Here is a 16,305-nt window from a genome sequence, read left to right as displayed (position 1 = left end):
TCGTGCCGGCCGTAGCAACTTGCAGGGGTCTTTTGGGTTAGCTAGAGTAGTTTCCAAATCCGTGTACAGAGTGAGCTGCCCGCACCAGCCATTCTGTGCTCGGACCGGAAATTTGCGCTACCTCCAAGCTGTTCTGCTGCTATGCCCCGTCCCCGTCCCGTTGTTTTTGGTTTGTATGCCTGGTCGCCCGACTATGGCTACAGCTACCTGCACCCCGCCAATCGCCGCTCCTTTGAGCTAGTAGAGCCAGTGGGTAAAGTATTTGAGAAAGTGAGCGACCTCGATGCCGACAGCGACTGGATAACCCTGCGCTATGATGAGCAGCAGTTTCTGGTGCGCGGCGAGCTGTTTAAGGAGCTTTACAATAAGCCGCCTTTCGGCTTTGGCGACCTGGTAGAAGAAGTGAAGCCGAAGGGCGGCCTGCCTCCGCACCAGGGCTTGATTTCGGATATCTTCTGGAGCGAAAGCCAGGACCGCGCCTCTTTCCAGCTGGTAGAGCGCAAGCGCAAGCTGGCCCGCATCTTTGAGCCCGAAGAGCTGCGCAAAGTGCACCGGTAGCTGCGCCACGAAAAAACTGCGGGCCCCACGGCTATCTTGCCGACCTCAATTTCCCGGCAATGCCCGACGACCATCTGTGGAGTGAGCTAAGGGTGGCCCAGGTGCGGCAGCAGTCGCGGCTGGTGGCCAGCCGCAGCATTCAGCCGCTCAAAATCATCAATCCCCACGCTCCCGGCGGCAGCTGCCATGCGGTGCTGGCCAGCTACGGCGGTGGCCTGGTGGCCGGCGATGCTATCCGGCTGCGGGTGCGTTGCGAAGAAAACACCCGGCTGTTGCTTACCACCCAAGCCAACACGCGCCTGTTCAAGTCGATAGATGGAGCCCAGGCCGAGCAGCATACCGAAGGCCACCTGGCTGAGCATGCGTTGGCCGTGGTGCTGCCCGACCCATTGGTGCCCCAGGCCGCCAGCCGCTACTACCAGACCCAGCACTGGCACCTCGCCGCTGAGGCTACGCTGCTGCTGGCCGACTGGTGGCACGCCGGCCGCAGCGATGCCGGCGAAAAATTCGCCTTTAGCTCCTTTGCTACTGAGCTGCGCGTGAGCGTAGCTGGCCGCTTGGTACTACTCGACCGCTTCGCCCTGCGCCCCGATGAGCACTTGGCTACCTCGCAGGCTACGTTAGGAAGCTATAATAGTGTAATTTCACTATACTTGGTCGGGCCACCGGCCGGCTTGTACTTCCGGAAGCTGGCCGCCGGGCTGCATCGGCTGCCACCCCCTGGCCAAACGGCCCTGCACGCCCAGCTGGCCGGCCGGCCCTACGTGGTGGCCGTAACGCAGGCCCGCGAAAACGTAGTGCTGGTGCGGGCCCTGGGCTTTTCGCGGCACGACCTGGAGCCGGTTTACCAGGCCGTAGCGGCCGCACTGGCCGAGGAAGAGCTGCTGGGTTTCAGCCCTCTGGCGCGCAAGTACTAAGGCTTGACTACGCTCATTCTCAAGCAGAAGATGGATAGCAAGCCAGAATATCGAAATCTGAAGAAAATAGGCTGACATTCTGTGCATTTACTGACGCCATTGCCGGCTTAACCCTAGCCCGGTTCCCTGCGTTTGAGCAGCTTTCTTTCGTTCCCTATGAAGCACCTTTTCGCCCCGATTCTAGCCGGTACGTTGAGCCTGGCTGCTGCCCAGCCAGCCAGCGCCCAGCAAGCACCCTCGCCCTACCACACCCGCTTTGCCGTCGACGGTCCCGTAATGGTGGGCGAAGCGGCCGTGAGCGCCTTTGGCTTGTACCGCTCGCAGCAGCGCAGTGGCCTTACCAATGCCGAGCTGGCTACGCTCAACAAGAACGATATTCCAGCCTTCGACCGCTTCTCGGCCGGCTACTACAGCACCGGTTTTCAGACGGCCGGCGATTTGCTCTGCTATCCTACGCTGGTCATCGCGCCCGGCCTGCTGGCTCTCAACCCAGCCGCGCGCAGCCGCTACGGGCAAGTGGCGGTGCTCTATATTGAATCGCTGGCTGCGGCCGATGCGCTTTTCGCCACGGCTATCGGCAACTTTCCGCGCTACCGGCCTTACCTCTACGGCCCCGAGGGAGGCGACCTGCGCAACGGCCACATTGCTACCAATGCGTTTTTTGCCGGCCACACGGCGCACACCGCCGCCGCTACTTTCTTCGTGGCCAAAGTATTTCACGATTTCAACCCCGACTCACGCGCCCAGCCCTACGTGTGGGCCGGCGCGGCGTTGCTGCCAGCAGTGGTGGCCTATACCCGCATCGAGGCCGGCAAGCACTTTCTCTCCGATAATATCGTGGGCTACACCGTGGGGGCTACGATGGGCGTGGTAGTGCCGCAGCTGCACAAAGTGGCCGGCCGCCGGGGCATCTCCATGATGCCGCTGCAAGGTGTCAATGTGAATGGGTATTCTTACAGTGGCGTGCTATTGAGCAAGCAGCTATAGGGCTTGCCGGCGATATAGAAAATCCCAAAGCCATCTTCTGAAGTATGAAAACCATCCTGATACTGCTGTCGTGCAACCTCTTTAGTATCCGCAGCTTCAGCCAGTCGCAGGCCCAAATGAACCAACAGGCCGATGCCGCCTACCGCAAGGCCGACCAGGAGCTAAACCGCACCTACCAACAGATTCTCAAAGACTATCGCACTAAAACCGTCTTCCTGCAAAGCCTGAAAGCCGCCCAGCAGCGCTGGATACAGTTTCGCGATGCCGAGATGAAAGCCCGCTACCCCGCCGCCAATTCGTTGGTCGAATACGGCAGTTTCTTTCCCGTGTGCTACTCCAACGGCCTCGAAGAACTCACCAAAGCCCGCACCAGGCAGCTGCGCGTATGGCTCACCGGCATCCCAGAGGGCGATATGTGCAAGGGCTCAGTAAAGGTGGCGGGCTCGAAATGAGTTAATTATCCTAACCTTTTCGACTAAGAAAAGCAGAAGGCTGGGAGGTAATGGCTTCCCAGGCTTCTGCTTTTCCTCTACTTTCAAAACTCTCACCCAAACATCCCCACCACGTTCTTGCTCGGCAGGTTCGTCTTGCCCATCAAAAACATATCAACCTGCCGTGCCGCTTCGCGGCCTTCCGAGATGGCCCAGACGACCAGCGACTGGCCGCGGCGCATGTCGCCGGCCACGAATACGCCGGGCAGGTTGGTGTGGTAGGTGGTTTCGGGGGCGTGCACGTTGCCGCGCTCATCGAGTGTCACCCCGAGCTGGTTGAGCAGGTCGGCGTTGGCCGAGCCGGTAAAGCCCAGGGCCAGCAGCACCAGCTGGCAGGGGATTTCGCGGTCGGAGCCAGGAACTTCCTCGAAGCGGATGCGGCGGCCCAGCTCGTCGGTTTCCCAGGTTACGTCGCTTACCAGCAGGGCGCGCACAGAGCCGGTTGAGTCGCCCAGGTAAGCTTTGGTATTCACGCCCCAGTAGCGCTGGCAGCCTTCCTCGTGCGAGCTGCTGGTGCGAAAAATGGTGGGGTAGAGCGGCCAGGGCGTGTGGGCCGGGCGCTCCTCGCCGGGCTGGTGCATCATGGCAAACTGCGCTACTGACCTGGCCTGCTGGCGGTTGGCGGTGCCCACGCAGTCGGAGCCCGTGTCGCCGCTGCCGACTACCACCACGTCGAGGCCATCGGCCAGAATGTGCTCGCTGTCCAGGGGCGTGTTGCTCACGCGGCGGTTTTGCTGCGTCAGGTACTCCATGGCGTAGTGGATGCCTTTTAAGTCGCGGCCGGGAAGGTCGAGCGGGCGCGGGGCCGAGGCGCCACCCGCTAGCACCACCGCGTCGAAGCCCTGCCGCAGCGCGTCGGCCGGGAGGTCGCGGCCGATTTCGACCTGGCAGCGGAAGGTCACGCCGGCTGCTTCGAGCAGCTGGATGCGGCGCTCAATCACCCATTTTTCGAGCTTGAAATCGGGCACGCCGTAGCGCAACAGGCCGCCGGGATGCGGGTCGCGCTCAAACACCGTAACGGTGTGGCCGGCTTCGGTGAGCTGCGCCGCCACGGCCAGCCCGGCCGGACCGGAGCCCACGACGGCCACCGTTTTGCCGGTTTTGAGCACCGGCGCGGTGGGCTGCACGTAGCCTTTCTCGAAAGCAATTTCGATGATGTGCTTCTCGATTTCCTCAATCGCCACCGGCGCGCTGTGGATGCTCAGCACGCAGGCCGACTCGCAGGGCGCAGGGCAGATGCGGCCCGTAAACTCAGGGAAATTGTTGGTGGCCGAGAGGATGTCGTAGGCCGCGCGCCAGTCCTGCCGGTACACCGCCTCGTTGAACTCGGGGATGATGTTGCCCAACGGGCAGCCCGAATGGCAAAACGGCACCCCGCAGTTCATGCAGCGCGCCGCCTGCTGGTGCAGCTCCGGCTCGGGGTAGAGGCCGATGAATTCCTGGTAGTGCGCCACGCGCTCAGTCGGGGCCGCTTTGGGCGGCGCGGTGCGCGGGTATTCTTTGAAGCCGGTGATGTTGCCCATTGGTAGTTGGTTTTTTGTGCTGGCGTGGCGCCTCAGCCCTGGCCCCCTTTCCGAAAAGAAGAAGGGGAGCCGGGCGACTTTGGAGCTGGCTGATGAGTTTTTATAGACTGGCTTTAATTATGGCTAGTATTGCCTCTATTTGACTGAGGACCTGCTCATTTGGAAATCTTAGGATGCGGTAGCCTAGTTCGGCTAGCAAGGCTGAACGCCCGCGGTCATAATCTGCTTGGTCAGGTTCTGAGTGACCGTTGCCATCCAGCTCTATTATTAACTTGTGAGAGAGGTATGTAAAATCCGCGATGTAGCGGTCAATGCTGTGCTGACGACGAAATTTTACGCCCAACTGGCCGCCTCGGAGATGCTCCCAAAGCTTGGCCTCAGCAGGAGTGGGTTCGTGGCGCATTCCGCGAGCCCGCGCTTTTAGTTCGAGTTTGCCATACTGCTTTTTATCGGCAGTGAAGACTTTGTCTTGGGGTAAAAAGGGTTCCGTGGGATTCATTTAGGTAGAATTTAGGGTAGATGTTGAGGCGCCCGCCTGAACGACCTTACCCCACCTTCACCGCCTTCTCCAGCACCCGCTTGTACTCCAACGGGAACACCTTCACGAAGCGCCCCGCTTCCTCGTCCCAGTTGCCCAGCAGGAAGTTAGCCAGGTGGCTGCCCGTCAGCTCGTGGTGCTGCTGGAGAAGCACCTGAATCTCCGCCTCATCCGTTTCGGTCAAGCCTTCGAGGGCTACCATTTCGGGGTTGCAGTTCACAGGGAACTGGCCGGCGGGGTCATACACCCAGGCCAGGCCGCCGCTCATGCCGGCGGCGAAGTTGCGGCCCGTGCGGCCCAGCACCAGCACGCGGCCGCCGGTCATGTACTCGCAGCCGTGGTCGCCCACACCCTCGACTACCGCCGTGGCACCTGAATTGCGCACCGCGAAGCGCTCGCCCGCCTTGCCGCGCACGTAGAGTTCGCCCGAGGTGGCGCCGTAGAGCGCCACGTTGCCGATGAGGATGTTATTCTCGGGGGTAAAGGTGCTGGTAGCGGGCGGGAAGATGGCTAGCCGCGCGCCGCTCAGGCCCTTGCCTACGTAGTCGTTGGCTTCGCCTTCGAGCTTGAAGGTGAGGCCGCTGGCCGAAAAAGCCCCGAAGCTCTGCCCGGCCGAGCCGGTGAACTTGTAGCGAATGGTATCAGCGGGCAGACCGGCCGAGTGGTAGCGCTTGGCAATTTCGTTGGAGAGCAGCGTGCCGATGGTGCGGTTGGTGTTCCTGACCGCAAACTCGGCCGTTACCACTTCCTGGCGCTCCAGCGCGGGCCGGGCGTGTTCGAGGAGCTGCCAGTCGAGCACCTCGGCGATGCCGTGGTCCTGGCTTTCGCTATTATACAAAGTGCCGCCCGAGGGGTTCGGGGCGGGCGTCAGCACCGCGTCGAGGTCGATGAGCCGGGCTTTCCAGTGGCCGGCTTCGGGGTTTACTTTCAGGAACTCGCTGCGGCCCACCATCTCGTTCACGGTGCGAAAGCCCAGCCCGGCCATGATTTCGCGCAGCTCCTCGGCCAAAAAGCGGAAGAGGTTGACGATGTGCTCGGGCTGGCCGCTGAACAGCTTACGCAGCTCGGGGTCCTGGGTGGCCACGCCCACCGGGCAGGTATTGAGGTGGCATTTGCGCATCATCACACAGCCACCGGCCACCAGGGCGGCCGTGGCCACGCCCCATTCCTCAGCGCCCAGCAGGGCGGCCACGGCCAGGTCGCGCCCGGTTTTCAGCTGGCCGTCGGCTTGCAGCACCACCCGGCTGCGGAGCTGGCTGCGCAGCAGCGTCTGCTGCGCTTCGGCCAGGCCCAGCTCCCAGGGCAAGCCAGCGTGACGAATACTGCTGAGCGGCGAGGCGCCCGTGCCACCGTCGTAGCCCGAGATGAGAATGACGTCGGCGTGGGCCTTGGCCACGCCCGCCGCGATGGTGCCTACGCCCGCCTTGCTCACCAGCTTCACGTTGATGCGGGCGGCGCGGTTGGCATTTTTCAGGTCGAAAATCAGCTGCGCCAGGTCTTCGATAGAATAAATGTCGTGGTGCGGGGGCGGCGAAATCAGGCCCACGCCGGGCGTGGCGTGGCGCACTTTGGCAATCCAGGCGTCTACTTTATGGCCCGGCAGCTGGCCGCCCTCGCCGGGCTTGGCGCCCTGGGCCATCTTGATTTGCAGCTCGTCGGCATTGGTCAGGTAGTGCGCCGTGACGCCGAAGCGCGCCGAAGCAATCTGCTTGATGGCCGAGCGCATGGAGTCGCCGTTGGGCAGCTGCTCGTAGCGCAGCGGGTCTTCGCCACCTTCGCCGGTATTGCTCTTGCCGCCGATGCGGTTCATGGCAATGGCCAGCGTGCTGTGCGCCTCGTGCGAGATGGAGCCGAACGACATCGCGCCCGTGGCAAAGCGCTTCATAATGACCTCGGCCGGCTCCACTTCTGCCAGCGCAATGCTGGGCCGGTGCCGGGCAAAGCCCAGCAGCCCCCGAATGGTGAACAGCTGGTTGGGGTGCTCGTTGAGCAGCTGCGCATACTTTTTGTACGTCTGGTAGTTGCCGGTGCGGGTGGCGTGCTGGAGCAGATGCACCGTTTCGGGGTCAAACATGTGGGCCTCGCCGGTGCGCCGCCACTGGTACACGCCGCCCGTGGCCAGCAGCTCGGGGCCGACGGTGCTTTCCTGCCGGAAGCCGTGGAAGTGCTTGTATAAGGTTTCTTTGGCAATCTCATCCAGCCCCAGCCCTTCGATGCGCGTTACGGCGCCGGTAAAATACTGGTCTACTACGTGCTGATTAAGCCCCAGAATCTCAAATACCTGCGCGCCGTGGTACGATTGCAGGGTCGAGATGCCCATCTTCGAGAAAATCTTCAGCAGGCCGTCGCACACGGCCTTAATATAGTTGTAGGCTAATTTATCGAGGGCCAGATTGGGGCCCAGCTGACCCGCCGCGTGGCGCGTCTGAATCGTGGACAGGGCCAGATAGGGGTTAATTGCCGTGGCTCCAAATGCCAGCAGGCAGGCAAAATGGTGGACCTCCCACACGTCGCCGGCCTCCACTACCAGGCCCACCGAGCCGCGCATTCCGCGCCGGATAAGGTGGTGATGCACCGCCGACACCGCCAGCAGCGCCGGCATCGGCGCGTGTTCCGAGTCCATGGCCCGGTCGGAGAGAATCAATACCTCGAAGCCGTCGTTCACCGCGTCTTCCGCGTAGCGGCACAGGCGTTCGAGGCCGCGTTGCAGCGCCCCCGGCTTGCCATCGGCCTGGAAGTAGGTCTGCAGCGTTTTGGCGTGAAACGAGCCGGTGTCGATGCTGCGCAGCTTCTCCAGCTCCAGATTGGTGAGCACCGGCTGCCTGGCCGCCACGCAGTGGCAGTGCAGCTGGTTTTCGTCCAGGATATTGCCGTTGTTGCCGATGAAAGTGGCCAGGCTCATCACCAGCCGCTCGCGAATGGGGTCGATGGGCGGATTGGTAACCTGGGCAAAAAACTGCTTGAAGTAGCTGCTCAGGTGCTGCGGCTGGTCGGATAGCACGGCCAGGGGCACGTCCACGCCCATCGAGCCGATGGGCTCCTTGCCCTCCAGCGCCATCGGGGTGAGCACGGTTTCCACGTCCTCGCGGGTGTAGCCGAATACCTGCTGGTATTTCCTGACGGCCTCCGCGCCCAGGTCGGTAAATACCTGGCGCGGCTCGGCCAGGTCTTCGAGCCGAATCTGGTAGTTTTCGAGCCAGGTGCCATAGTGCTGCTGGCCAGCGGCCTGGGCCTTGATTTCGCGGTCGGTCAGAATCCGGCCGGCCCTGGTGTCGACCACAAACATCTTACCCGGCTGCAGGCGGCCTTTCTTGATAATGCTTGCGGGCGGCAGCGGCAGCACGCCGGCCTCGGAGGCTACCAGCACGCGCCCGTCGTTGATGATGGCGTAGCGCAACGGCCGCAACCCGTTGCGGTCGAGCATCGCGCCTACCAGGGTGCCGTCCGTGAAATTAAGCGCTGCCGGGCCATCCCAGGGGGCCATAAAGGTGGCGTGAAACTCGTAGAATGCCTTTTTGAGCGGGTCCATCTGCTCGTTGCCGTCCCAGGCTTCGGGCACCAGCATCATCATCACGTGCGGCAGCGACCGGCCGCAATGATATAGTAACTCCACTATGTTGTCCAGGCAGGCGGAGTCCGACTGCCACGGGTCGATAACCGGCAGCAGCATCTCCATCTCTTCGGCCGAGAAGTAGGGCGATGTGTAGTTGGGCAGGCCCGCAAAAAACCAGTTCAGGTTACCGCGCAGCGTGTTTATCTCGCCGTTGTGCGCCAGGTAGCGAAACGGCTGGGCCAGTCGCCACGAGGGCATGGTGTTGGTGGAGAAGCGCGAGTGCACCAGCCCGAACGCCGAGGTCACGCGCTCGTCGCTGAGGTCGGGGAAGTACATGCCGACCTGGAAAGTCGTCAGCTGGCCCTTGTACACGATGGTGCGGCACGAAAGCGAGGCGAAGTAGAAGTCGTCGAGCGCCGCCGGCAGCTGCTCATTCAATGACTTGATAACCAGTCGGCGCAGCACGTAAAGCTTGCGCTCAAAGTCTGCGTCGGTGGCTAGCCCTACCGGCTGCCCCAAGAACAGCTGCTCAATCGCTGGCTCGGCCGACAGCGCCGTGACGCCGATGCCCGCCGTGCGCACCGGCACCAGCCGGTAGCCAAGTATCGGAATGCCCAGCCGCTGGGCGGCCTCCGCAATTACCTGCTTGCTGGCGGCGCGCAGCTTCTCTTTTTTGGGAAAGAAGACCATGCCCACGCCGTAGTTGCCCGGCTCGGGCAGCCGGATGCCGTGGGCCACGCACTCTTCGAGCAAAAACCAGTGCGGCAGCTGAATTTGAATTCCCGCGCCGTCGCCCGAGTCGGAATCGCAGCCGCAGGCCCCCCGGTGCTCCATATTGGCGAGCATGGTCAGCGAGTCGGCCACAATCTGGTGGCTCTTGCGCCCGTCGATATACGTCAGAAACCCGGTGCCGCAGGCGTCGTGCTCAAACTCGGGCCGGTAGAGGGTGGGCGTAGTCATTGCAGGTAAGAATTATCAAGTAGTAAAGCGCTTGCGTGTAGCGTGGACTCTGCGAGTCCGCGCGTGCTATCGTCCGGCTGCCACCTGCGTGCGGACTCGCAGAGTCCACGCTACAGGCAGGCGGCCGGGCACGGCTTCGCGGCGCTGGCCCCAAGCTGCTTTTTGAAAGCAGCGAGGCTAGTGCCGAAAATCGGCATCCGTAGTGGGTGGGAGGGGGAGGGGGTAGGGGCGAGACAAGGCCAACAGAGTCAGCCGTTACCGGGGTGGTAGCGCGCAGTGGGGGCGCGAACCGGAGAGTAAGATACGACGCTGAGGCTCAGCTTGCGTCGCCGGGGCTAGCGGCGGTCTTCGCGCACAGCCGCCAAAGCCTGCGTCTTAGCCAGGTGAATGTGGTCGATAATGGCCCCTAAGTTATGGCCATCGGCGGCACGCGCAAAAACAAACGGCCCGTCGCCGCGCATCCGGCGCGAGTCGCGGTCCATCACCTCCAGGTCAGCCTTGACCAGCGGAGCCAGGTCAATCTTGTTGATTACCAGCAGGTCCGATTGGGTAATGCCCGGCCCGCCCTTGCGCGGAATCTTATCGCCGCCCGACACATCAATCACGTAAATAGAATAGTCGACCAGCTCGCGGCTGAAGTGGGCGGCCAGGTTGTCGCCGCCGCTTTCCACAAACAGGTAGTCAAGCTGATTGTCGAAACGCTCCATGAGCCCTTCCAGGGCATTCATGTTCAAGGATATATCCTCTCTGATGGCGGCATGTGGGCAGCCGCCGGTTTCAACGCCCACGATACGGTCGGCGGTGAGGGCGCTGTGGCGAATCAGAAACTCGGCATCCTCGCGGGTGAAGATGTCGTTGGTGACCACGCCGAGGCGGTAGTCGTCGCGCAGGCTTTCGCACAACGCCTTGAGCAGGGCCGTCTTGCCGGTGCCCACCGGCCCGCCAATGCCCACCGTGAAGGCCCGCTTACGAAAGTTGCGATAGGGCGGCAGGCGCCGGGTTTCGCGCTCGGCAAAGTCGCCGGGCGACTCCAGTACCTCGTGGCTGTGGCCGTGGAGCAAGAGGGCGAGTTTATCGACGAAAGCCATAGATAAGGTGATACTTACTTGTATCGTCTGTCATGCAGAGCACAGCGAAGTATCCCACTCGCTTCGTTAGGATTTAGTAACCCCAGCGGTGCGGGCGAGATGCTTCGCTGCGCTCTGCATGACGGGCGTGGGTTAATTCTGGAAGAGTCGCGAGTAAATGTCGTCGTGTAGTATTTGCGCTACATCGAGTAATAAAGTGCAACGAGTAGCCTCGGTGTAGGGCCGAATATCGGCGGCATCCAGCAAATTCTCAAAAATTTCGTAAAAATCGTGTTGCAGCAGGTGCCCCGCCATTGGCCCGATAAAGCCCAGTCGGATGGCCGCACTCAGTTGGTCGCGCAGGGTCAGGTGCAGGTAAGTAGCCTGAATATCAGCCACGGCGAAGCCAGCTTTGCCTAAGCTAAGGCCAAACAATGGCACAAAATGCGCGGGCAACTGCCGTTGCGCCAGCTCGCGGCCCAACTCGGCTAGCCCTGCTTCGGGGTAAAAGGTAGCTAGCAACTTCAGCCAGTTTTTGCCCTGCGTGAGGCTGGCCTGGTACAGCGCGGGCGTGAGCAGCTGGGCATCGTACTCGGTTAAAAGGCTGGCTAGCTCTGCCTCAGCCAGGTGCGCGGCCGAGGTAATAAATGGCAGCTCAAACCCAACCGCTTGCTGAAGAAAGGAATAGAGATAGGCCCGAAACTCCGTTTCGGTGCGCACCAGGCCGAAGGTCAGGCTGCTTTCCAGCCCGTAGGAGTAGGCAAAAGAGCCGGTGGGCAGGGCCGAATCGGCAAGGTGAAGCAGGCGGGCGAGGTGCGGCACAAGGAGCGGTTGAGGCGGTAAGCTACAACGGGTCTGATTTTTTGGCTTGAAATCCTGGGCTGCGAAAGCTGGTCACCTAAGTACCTTGAAAAAACATTTAAAAATAAAAATTCTGATTTTCAATAGCTTGTAACAAGCAGAAGGGATTTATAGGGGGTGTGCCTTCATTTTTAGCAATTGGTAGGCAACGTGTTTAGTAAGCGAGCCATTAATTGCGCCAATATTTTTAGAGCAGATTTCAGGTTAGTGTACATGATAACCACAGTGGTCAAACCAGTTTTTCGCGTCGAGCTCAGTTATCCAATTGGTGGCGTCGTGAATGACGCTTTCCAGGGCCTCGCGGGTGCGGGCCTGGGCGGTGCGCAGCCAGGTTTTGAGCTTGCTGAAGGCGAGTTCGATGGGATTGAAATCGGGCGAGTAGGGCGGCAAATACAGCAGGCGGGCCCCGCGGGCTTCGACGAGCTCGGTCAGCCCGGCCACTTTGTGGGCCGGCAGGTTGTCGAGCACGACCACGTCGCCGGGCCGCAACGTGGGGCCGAGCACCTGGTCGAGGTAGGCGGCAAACACGTCCCCGTTGACGGCCCCGCTCAGGGTCATGACCGCTTGCAACCCGTTCGGCGTCAGCGCCGCCACCAGCGTCACGTTGGGCCCGCCGTGCAGGGGCGTGGCCTGGCGGGCGCGCTGCCCGCCTTCGGCCCGGGCGTAGCGGCGGCAATACGTCAGGTTAGTGCTGGTCTCGTCCACGAACTTAAAACAGGTAAAATCCTCGGCTTGCAGCGCCTCTACAAAAGCTCGGCGCAGCTCCTTCACCCGTTGCGTGTCGCGTTCGGCGGCATGGACGCTCTTTTTTTTCGCCGCCAATCCAGTGCCTGCACCGCCCGCCAGAGTGTGGTCTGGCTCACTGCCGGACCGCCGATGGCGGCCAGCCAAATACACAATTCCGCCAACGTGGCATCGGGCTCCTGGCGCAAACAGGCCGCCAGCTGCGCTTGGGCCGCCGCGTTCAGAAACGGCGCTGGCCCACTGCGTTGCGGCAAAGCAGCCACGGAACCGCTCGTGCGCTGGCGTCGGCGCAACTTGCGCACAAACGAATCCGACACGCTGAACTGCGCGGCCACTTCGCCAATCGTGCGGCTACCTTGCTGGCAAGCGGCCGCCACGCGTTCGCGCAAGTCAGTAGAATAAGCTTTCATGAACGGAATGTACGTTATAGCCTGTACACAAACCTGAAGTTTGCTCTAGTTTTACCCCTGGCCCTCTTGCGCATGAGCTTATACACCGATTATTACCGCCGCACCATAGAAACACATGCAACTGGCTTAAAGCTAGTGCTGGGAGGCACAGGGCTGGGCAAGACCAGTAGCTTGGCGGAGTTGCTGAATACGGGGGATTATCCGCCTGACGTCAAGTTTATCTACGTAGCCAATCGGATTCAATTGCTAAATGAAATGGCTGCGCTGGTAGAAGAGCCGCGCCAGTATGTGCAGCAGCATAAGGATGCCGACCAATTGCAGCAGGTGTTGGACGATGGGTCGCTGAATGAGATGTTGCAGCACCCGCACCTGCCCGCCCTGCTAGACGAATACCGACGGCTCGAGCGGCTGCCCGCCACTAGCCTGGACGACCTGCGCGGCAAAGCCGAACGGTTTAAGCGGGCGTGGGAGATGGGAGCGCGTGGGGCTGGCCTGGTGGACTTGGGCGACCTGGCTAGCGAAGCCCTCAAGCCGCTCAAAGAGCTACTGGCCCTGGCGCGTCGGCTAGCCGCTGGAGCTCCGCTTGCCAAGCAGCGCATCGACCAGCGCCCGGCCCAGGAGCTGGCTACGCTGGCGGTGTGGCCACGCCTTTTTCCTTACCTGCATTTTCAGGCTGATGCTAGCTGCCGGCTGCTTTTGCTGACGGTACATAAGGCATTCCACGGCGTGTTTGACGGGCAGCGCACGGTGCGGCTAGGGCGCTGGGAGGCACCCGCGGAAGGGCGGTACGTATTCGTGTTCGACGAGTTCGACTTTCTCGAAAACGACCTGCTCGACCTGCTGGCGCACGATAAGGAAGTGCGCGACCCGTTTGGGCTGGTGCAGACGTTTTACGAGCGCTTATGCCGCCGCAAGCTCACGCACCCGCAGTACCTGGCCCACCGGCCCGAGTGGAAGCCCATTCGGGAGATGATGCAGGCCATTCAGACTCGCATCGACGTGCTTTTGCTAGAGCACAAGATTGATTTTCCGAATATTACCCACTTCGATACGGCGGAGGAAGAATTGCGCGGGCGGGCCATTTTTCAGTCGAACCGCTCGCTGGTGCAGCAGCCGGTGTACCTGCACCCGGCCACGCCCCGGCAGCATTCATTTACCCTCACGGCCGCGCCGGGTGGCCCCAATGCCTTTCTGCTGTTCGATGTAGTAACGCGGGCCGTGAAGGACATTATCCGGTTGTTTAATCGCTTGCAGGCCGAGCACGAGGATATTTATTTCGAGGTGCTGCGCCAGTGCTTTGGCAGCACCGATTACCTGCGCGAAATTCGGCAGGTGAGCCAGATAGGGGCCCAGTACGAGCTGTGCGAAACCAGCTACGGTAGCTTGCTGACCAACGGCTTTGGCCTCTACGAGATTGAGATGGACACAAGCCAACTCACCGACCCCGAGGAGGTAGGCGTGCTGTACCACTCGCTCAACGACAGCCCCGAGTCGATGCTGCGGGCGCTGGCGGGCCAGCACCTGGTATTTGGGCTGTCGGCTACGGCGCACATTCAGCGGGTGCTGCGCAACTTCGACTGGACCGGCCTGGCGCACCCCGGCCGCCCCACCGACTCATTCGGCCCGCTGCCCAATACGCCGGCCGATGAAGCCGATGTGCGCCATGCCAATGCTAGTAAGGCCGGGGCACGGCAGAATACCATCACGCACGAAGTGGTGGAGCCGCTAAGTTTGCTCGCGCCTTTTGGGCAGCAATTGGCTGCTCTGGCCCAGGCCGACCCCGATTATTTTGGCAAAAAGGCGGGCGCGCTGAGCCACCGGCTGGGGCGGGTGCAGCACGTATTCTGGCTGCTGGCCCGGCTAGCCACGCAAGACCCGGCCCAGTTGGCGACCGGCCCCACGCACCTGGTTTTTCTGTCCTCGCTGCGGCAGGTGCAGCGCCTGCTCGATACGGGCGGCGACGAGGATGGCTGGTTTGGGGCGACGCCACACCCGGCAGCGGGCGACAAAAACCTGCGCATCTACGACGTATGGTGCCGTGACGAAACCCGGCAGCACCGGGTAGCCTGCACGGTAGCCCTCTACGATGCCCGGTTTGGGCAGGAGCTGCGCACCGACCCTACGCTGCACGCACAGTACAACGCGCTATTTTGGGCGGGGCGACCGGTGGTGGTTATCACTACCTACCCCTCGGCGGGCAATGGGGTAAACCTTCAATACTATCAGACTTCTGCCGACTATGAGGCCGGGCGCAATGCCGGCAAGCGCGATTTTCAGTTTCTGCACCTGCTCGAAGCGCCGTACTACTACTTTAGTGGGGTAGAGCCGCACGCCACGGCCACTGAGCAGCACGCGGCTATCAAGCGCGACGTGTATGGGGTGCTAAAGCTGCTGTATGCCAAACGCCTGACGGCAGCCCAGGCTAGCGGATTGCTCGGCCAGATTCGCCGGCTCAACCGCTACAACGCAGAGTACCTGAATACGACCGATGGGGTGCTGAACCAGTTCAGCGTGCTGGTGCAGGCGCTGGGGCGCATCGAGCGGGTGTGGCAGCACATGCCCGAGCAGCGGCTGTGCCTGGCCCGCGACGTGTATGGCGTGCTGGCCCGCATGGCCGCCGACCCCGAGCTAGCCACTGAGTGCGACAACTACCTGCGCTACGCCTCGGGCAACATGCAAACGCTGCTGGCCGCTATCGGGAGCGAGGAGAAAAAGGCCCGCAAAGAGCTGGAAGACGACCTGCACGACCTGCGCCGCGCCAACGACGCGGCCCGCGACGCTATTCACCGTCTGGTGCTTGAGCTAGAGCATTTTAAGCGCACTGGCGAGGGCGATGCCCGTCAGCGCTGGCAGTGGCTGCGCGACGACGTGCTGCGCCACGACCTGCCCCGCCCGCTGCGCCCCGGCCAGACCCTAGCCGACAAGCCGCGCCCCAACCAACTGGCCCGTATCCGGGGCACGTTTCGCAGCGACTACGTGCGGGAGGGCAAGCTGCTCATCAACCACGAAATGCACCTGGCCCCGCCGGGCACTAACAGCCCCGAGTTCAAGCCCTGGGACCTGAACGCCGCCTACCGCCCCGTGAACAGCCAGCTGGGTTCGCCGCTAGCCACCCATTTCCGGGTGCGCAGCTACGAGCTGGCCTTCGTAGACTCGGGTACGTACCTGCTGCCCTATGTGTACCAGTCTATCCTGGTCGGGGCTATTGGGGAGGAAGTGATTGATGCCGTGCTGAAAAGCCGGGGCATCAAAGCCACCAGTGCGGCCGTGCCCGATAAGGTATTTGAGGTGGCCGACCTCAAGCTGGAAAACCGGCCAATCTACATCGATTGCAAAAACTACGGCAACCGCACGCTGCGGCAGTTTCCGCTGCCACCCGACGACCCGTTCTACCATCCCAACCTCAATGAGGCGCATTTTAAGGGGCGCATGGTGAGCAAGTGGCAGCAATTGAGCCACGCCACGCCCACTACCGCCGCCGACCCTTGCCGCTTGGTGGTGATGAACCTGCGGCATGATGAAGAAAGCGCGCTAGGCTTCTACGACGAGCACTTTGCGCGGGTGCCCGACTGGGCGCAGGCCCGCATCGTGGTGCTGACCGGCACGCTCAAGCCCGACCCCGCCGATGCCAACGACTTACTAACACTCGCCTGCGAGCGCCTGCTTACCCATTTCTAATCCTTTAACCCATTTCTT

At 61.9% G+C, this 16,305-nt stretch carries 12 protein-coding genes; 5 read left to right on the top strand and 7 right to left on the bottom strand.

Annotated elements, in window-relative coordinates; translation table 11 throughout:
* The first annotated feature begins 141 nt into the window (after positions 1–141).
* From F6X24_RS17215 to F6X24_RS17200, 4 genes are all read left to right on the top strand, one after another.
* Positions 142–558, top strand: a complete 417-nt coding sequence (locus F6X24_RS17215) for a DUF6960 family protein (protein WP_151089181.1) — start codon at positions 142–144, stop codon at positions 556–558.
* Positions 559–617: 59 nt separating this feature from the next.
* A complete protein-coding gene (locus tag F6X24_RS17210; RefSeq protein ID WP_151089180.1) occupies positions 618–1,475 on the top strand; it encodes an urease accessory protein UreD in 858 nt (285 codons plus the stop codon).
* 156 nt (positions 1,476–1,631) lie between these two features.
* Positions 1,632–2,462, top strand: a complete 831-nt coding sequence (locus F6X24_RS17205) for a phosphatase PAP2 family protein (RefSeq protein ID WP_151089179.1) — start codon at positions 1,632–1,634, stop codon at positions 2,460–2,462.
* A 44-nt stretch (positions 2,463–2,506) separates the two neighbouring features.
* Positions 2,507–2,914: a lysozyme inhibitor LprI family protein gene (locus tag F6X24_RS17200; RefSeq protein WP_151089178.1), complete on the top strand. Its 408-nt coding sequence runs from the start codon at positions 2,507–2,509 to the stop codon at positions 2,912–2,914.
* Positions 2,915–3,006: 92 nt separating this feature from the next.
* Here F6X24_RS17200 and F6X24_RS17195 read toward each other — a convergent pair whose 3' ends face one another.
* The 7 genes from F6X24_RS17195 to F6X24_RS17165 all read right to left on the bottom strand — a co-directional run bounded on the left by F6X24_RS17195 (position 3,007) and on the right by F6X24_RS17165 (position 12,609).
* Positions 3,007–4,476, bottom strand: coding sequence for a glutamate synthase subunit beta (locus F6X24_RS17195; protein WP_151089177.1), 1,470 nt, complete (start codon positions 4,474–4,476; stop codon positions 3,007–3,009).
* 100 nt (positions 4,477–4,576) lie between these two features.
* Positions 4,577–4,975 carry an endonuclease domain-containing protein gene (locus tag F6X24_RS17190; RefSeq protein ID WP_151089176.1) on the bottom strand — a complete coding sequence of 133 codons (399 nt, stop codon included), beginning with the start codon at positions 4,973–4,975 and terminating at the stop codon, positions 4,577–4,579.
* 46 nt (positions 4,976–5,021) lie between these two features.
* Positions 5,022–9,527 (bottom strand): glutamate synthase large subunit, encoded by a 4,506-nt coding sequence (gene gltB, locus F6X24_RS17185; protein WP_151089175.1) that lies wholly within the window; start codon positions 9,525–9,527, stop codon positions 5,022–5,024.
* A gap of 335 nt (positions 9,528–9,862) precedes the next feature.
* Positions 9,863–10,615 carry an urease accessory protein UreG gene (gene ureG, locus F6X24_RS17180; RefSeq protein ID WP_151089174.1) on the bottom strand — a complete coding sequence of 251 codons (753 nt, stop codon included), beginning with the start codon at positions 10,613–10,615 and terminating at the stop codon, positions 9,863–9,865.
* A gap of 132 nt (positions 10,616–10,747) precedes the next feature.
* Positions 10,748–11,416 (bottom strand): urease accessory protein UreF, encoded by a 669-nt coding sequence (locus tag F6X24_RS17175; protein ID WP_151089173.1) that lies wholly within the window; start codon positions 11,414–11,416, stop codon positions 10,748–10,750.
* Positions 11,417–11,659: 243 nt separating this feature from the next.
* Positions 11,660–12,277: an IS630 family transposase gene (locus F6X24_RS17170; RefSeq protein WP_191906310.1), complete on the bottom strand. Its 618-nt coding sequence runs from the start codon at positions 12,275–12,277 to the stop codon at positions 11,660–11,662.
* A complete protein-coding gene (locus F6X24_RS17165; protein WP_191906309.1) occupies positions 12,223–12,609 on the bottom strand; it encodes a transposase in 387 nt (128 codons plus the stop codon). The genes F6X24_RS17170 and F6X24_RS17165 overlap by 55 nt, the downstream gene beginning before the upstream one ends.
* Before the next feature lie 255 nt (positions 12,610–12,864).
* On the opposite strand from F6X24_RS17165, the gene F6X24_RS17160 reads away from it, so the two are divergent.
* Complete coding sequence (locus F6X24_RS17160; protein WP_151089172.1) at positions 12,865–16,287, top strand: hypothetical protein; 3,423 nt, start codon at positions 12,865–12,867, stop codon at positions 16,285–16,287.
* Positions 16,288–16,305 lie beyond the last annotated feature (18 nt).

This window comes from Hymenobacter baengnokdamensis, assembly GCF_008728635.1.
In the GTDB taxonomy this organism is placed as follows: domain Bacteria; phylum Bacteroidota; class Bacteroidia; order Cytophagales; family Hymenobacteraceae; genus Hymenobacter; species Hymenobacter baengnokdamensis.
This window is presented reverse-complemented; position numbering and strand designations above follow the sequence as displayed.

Excerpts from the sequence above, each read along its gene's own strand:
- F6X24_RS17210 (WP_151089180.1), top strand. The coding sequence starts at position 618 with ATGCCCGACGACCATCTGTGGAGTGAGCTAAGGGTGGCCCAGGTGCGG.
- F6X24_RS17205 (WP_151089179.1), top strand. The coding sequence starts at position 1,632 with ATGAAGCACCTTTTCGCCCCGATTCTAGCCGGTACGTTGAGCCTGGCT.
- F6X24_RS17215 (WP_151089181.1), top strand. The coding sequence starts at position 142 with ATGCCCCGTCCCCGTCCCGTTGTTTTTGGTTTGTATGCCTGGTCGCCC.
- gltB (WP_151089175.1), bottom strand. The coding sequence starts at position 9,527 with ATGACTACGCCCACCCTCTACCGGCCCGAGTTTGAGCACGACGCCTGC.
- F6X24_RS17190 (WP_151089176.1), bottom strand. The coding sequence starts at position 4,975 with ATGAATCCCACGGAACCCTTTTTACCCCAAGACAAAGTCTTCACTGCC.
- F6X24_RS17195 (WP_151089177.1), bottom strand. The coding sequence starts at position 4,476 with ATGGGCAACATCACCGGCTTCAAAGAATACCCGCGCACCGCGCCGCCC.
- F6X24_RS17200 (WP_151089178.1), top strand. The coding sequence starts at position 2,507 with ATGAAAACCATCCTGATACTGCTGTCGTGCAACCTCTTTAGTATCCGC.
- ureG (WP_151089174.1), bottom strand. The coding sequence starts at position 10,615 with ATGGCTTTCGTCGATAAACTCGCCCTCTTGCTCCACGGCCACAGCCAC.
- F6X24_RS17160 (WP_151089172.1), top strand. The coding sequence starts at position 12,865 with ATGGCTGCGCTGGTAGAAGAGCCGCGCCAGTATGTGCAGCAGCATAAG.
- F6X24_RS17165 (WP_191906309.1), bottom strand. The coding sequence starts at position 12,609 with ATGAAAGCTTATTCTACTGACTTGCGCGAACGCGTGGCGGCCGCTTGC.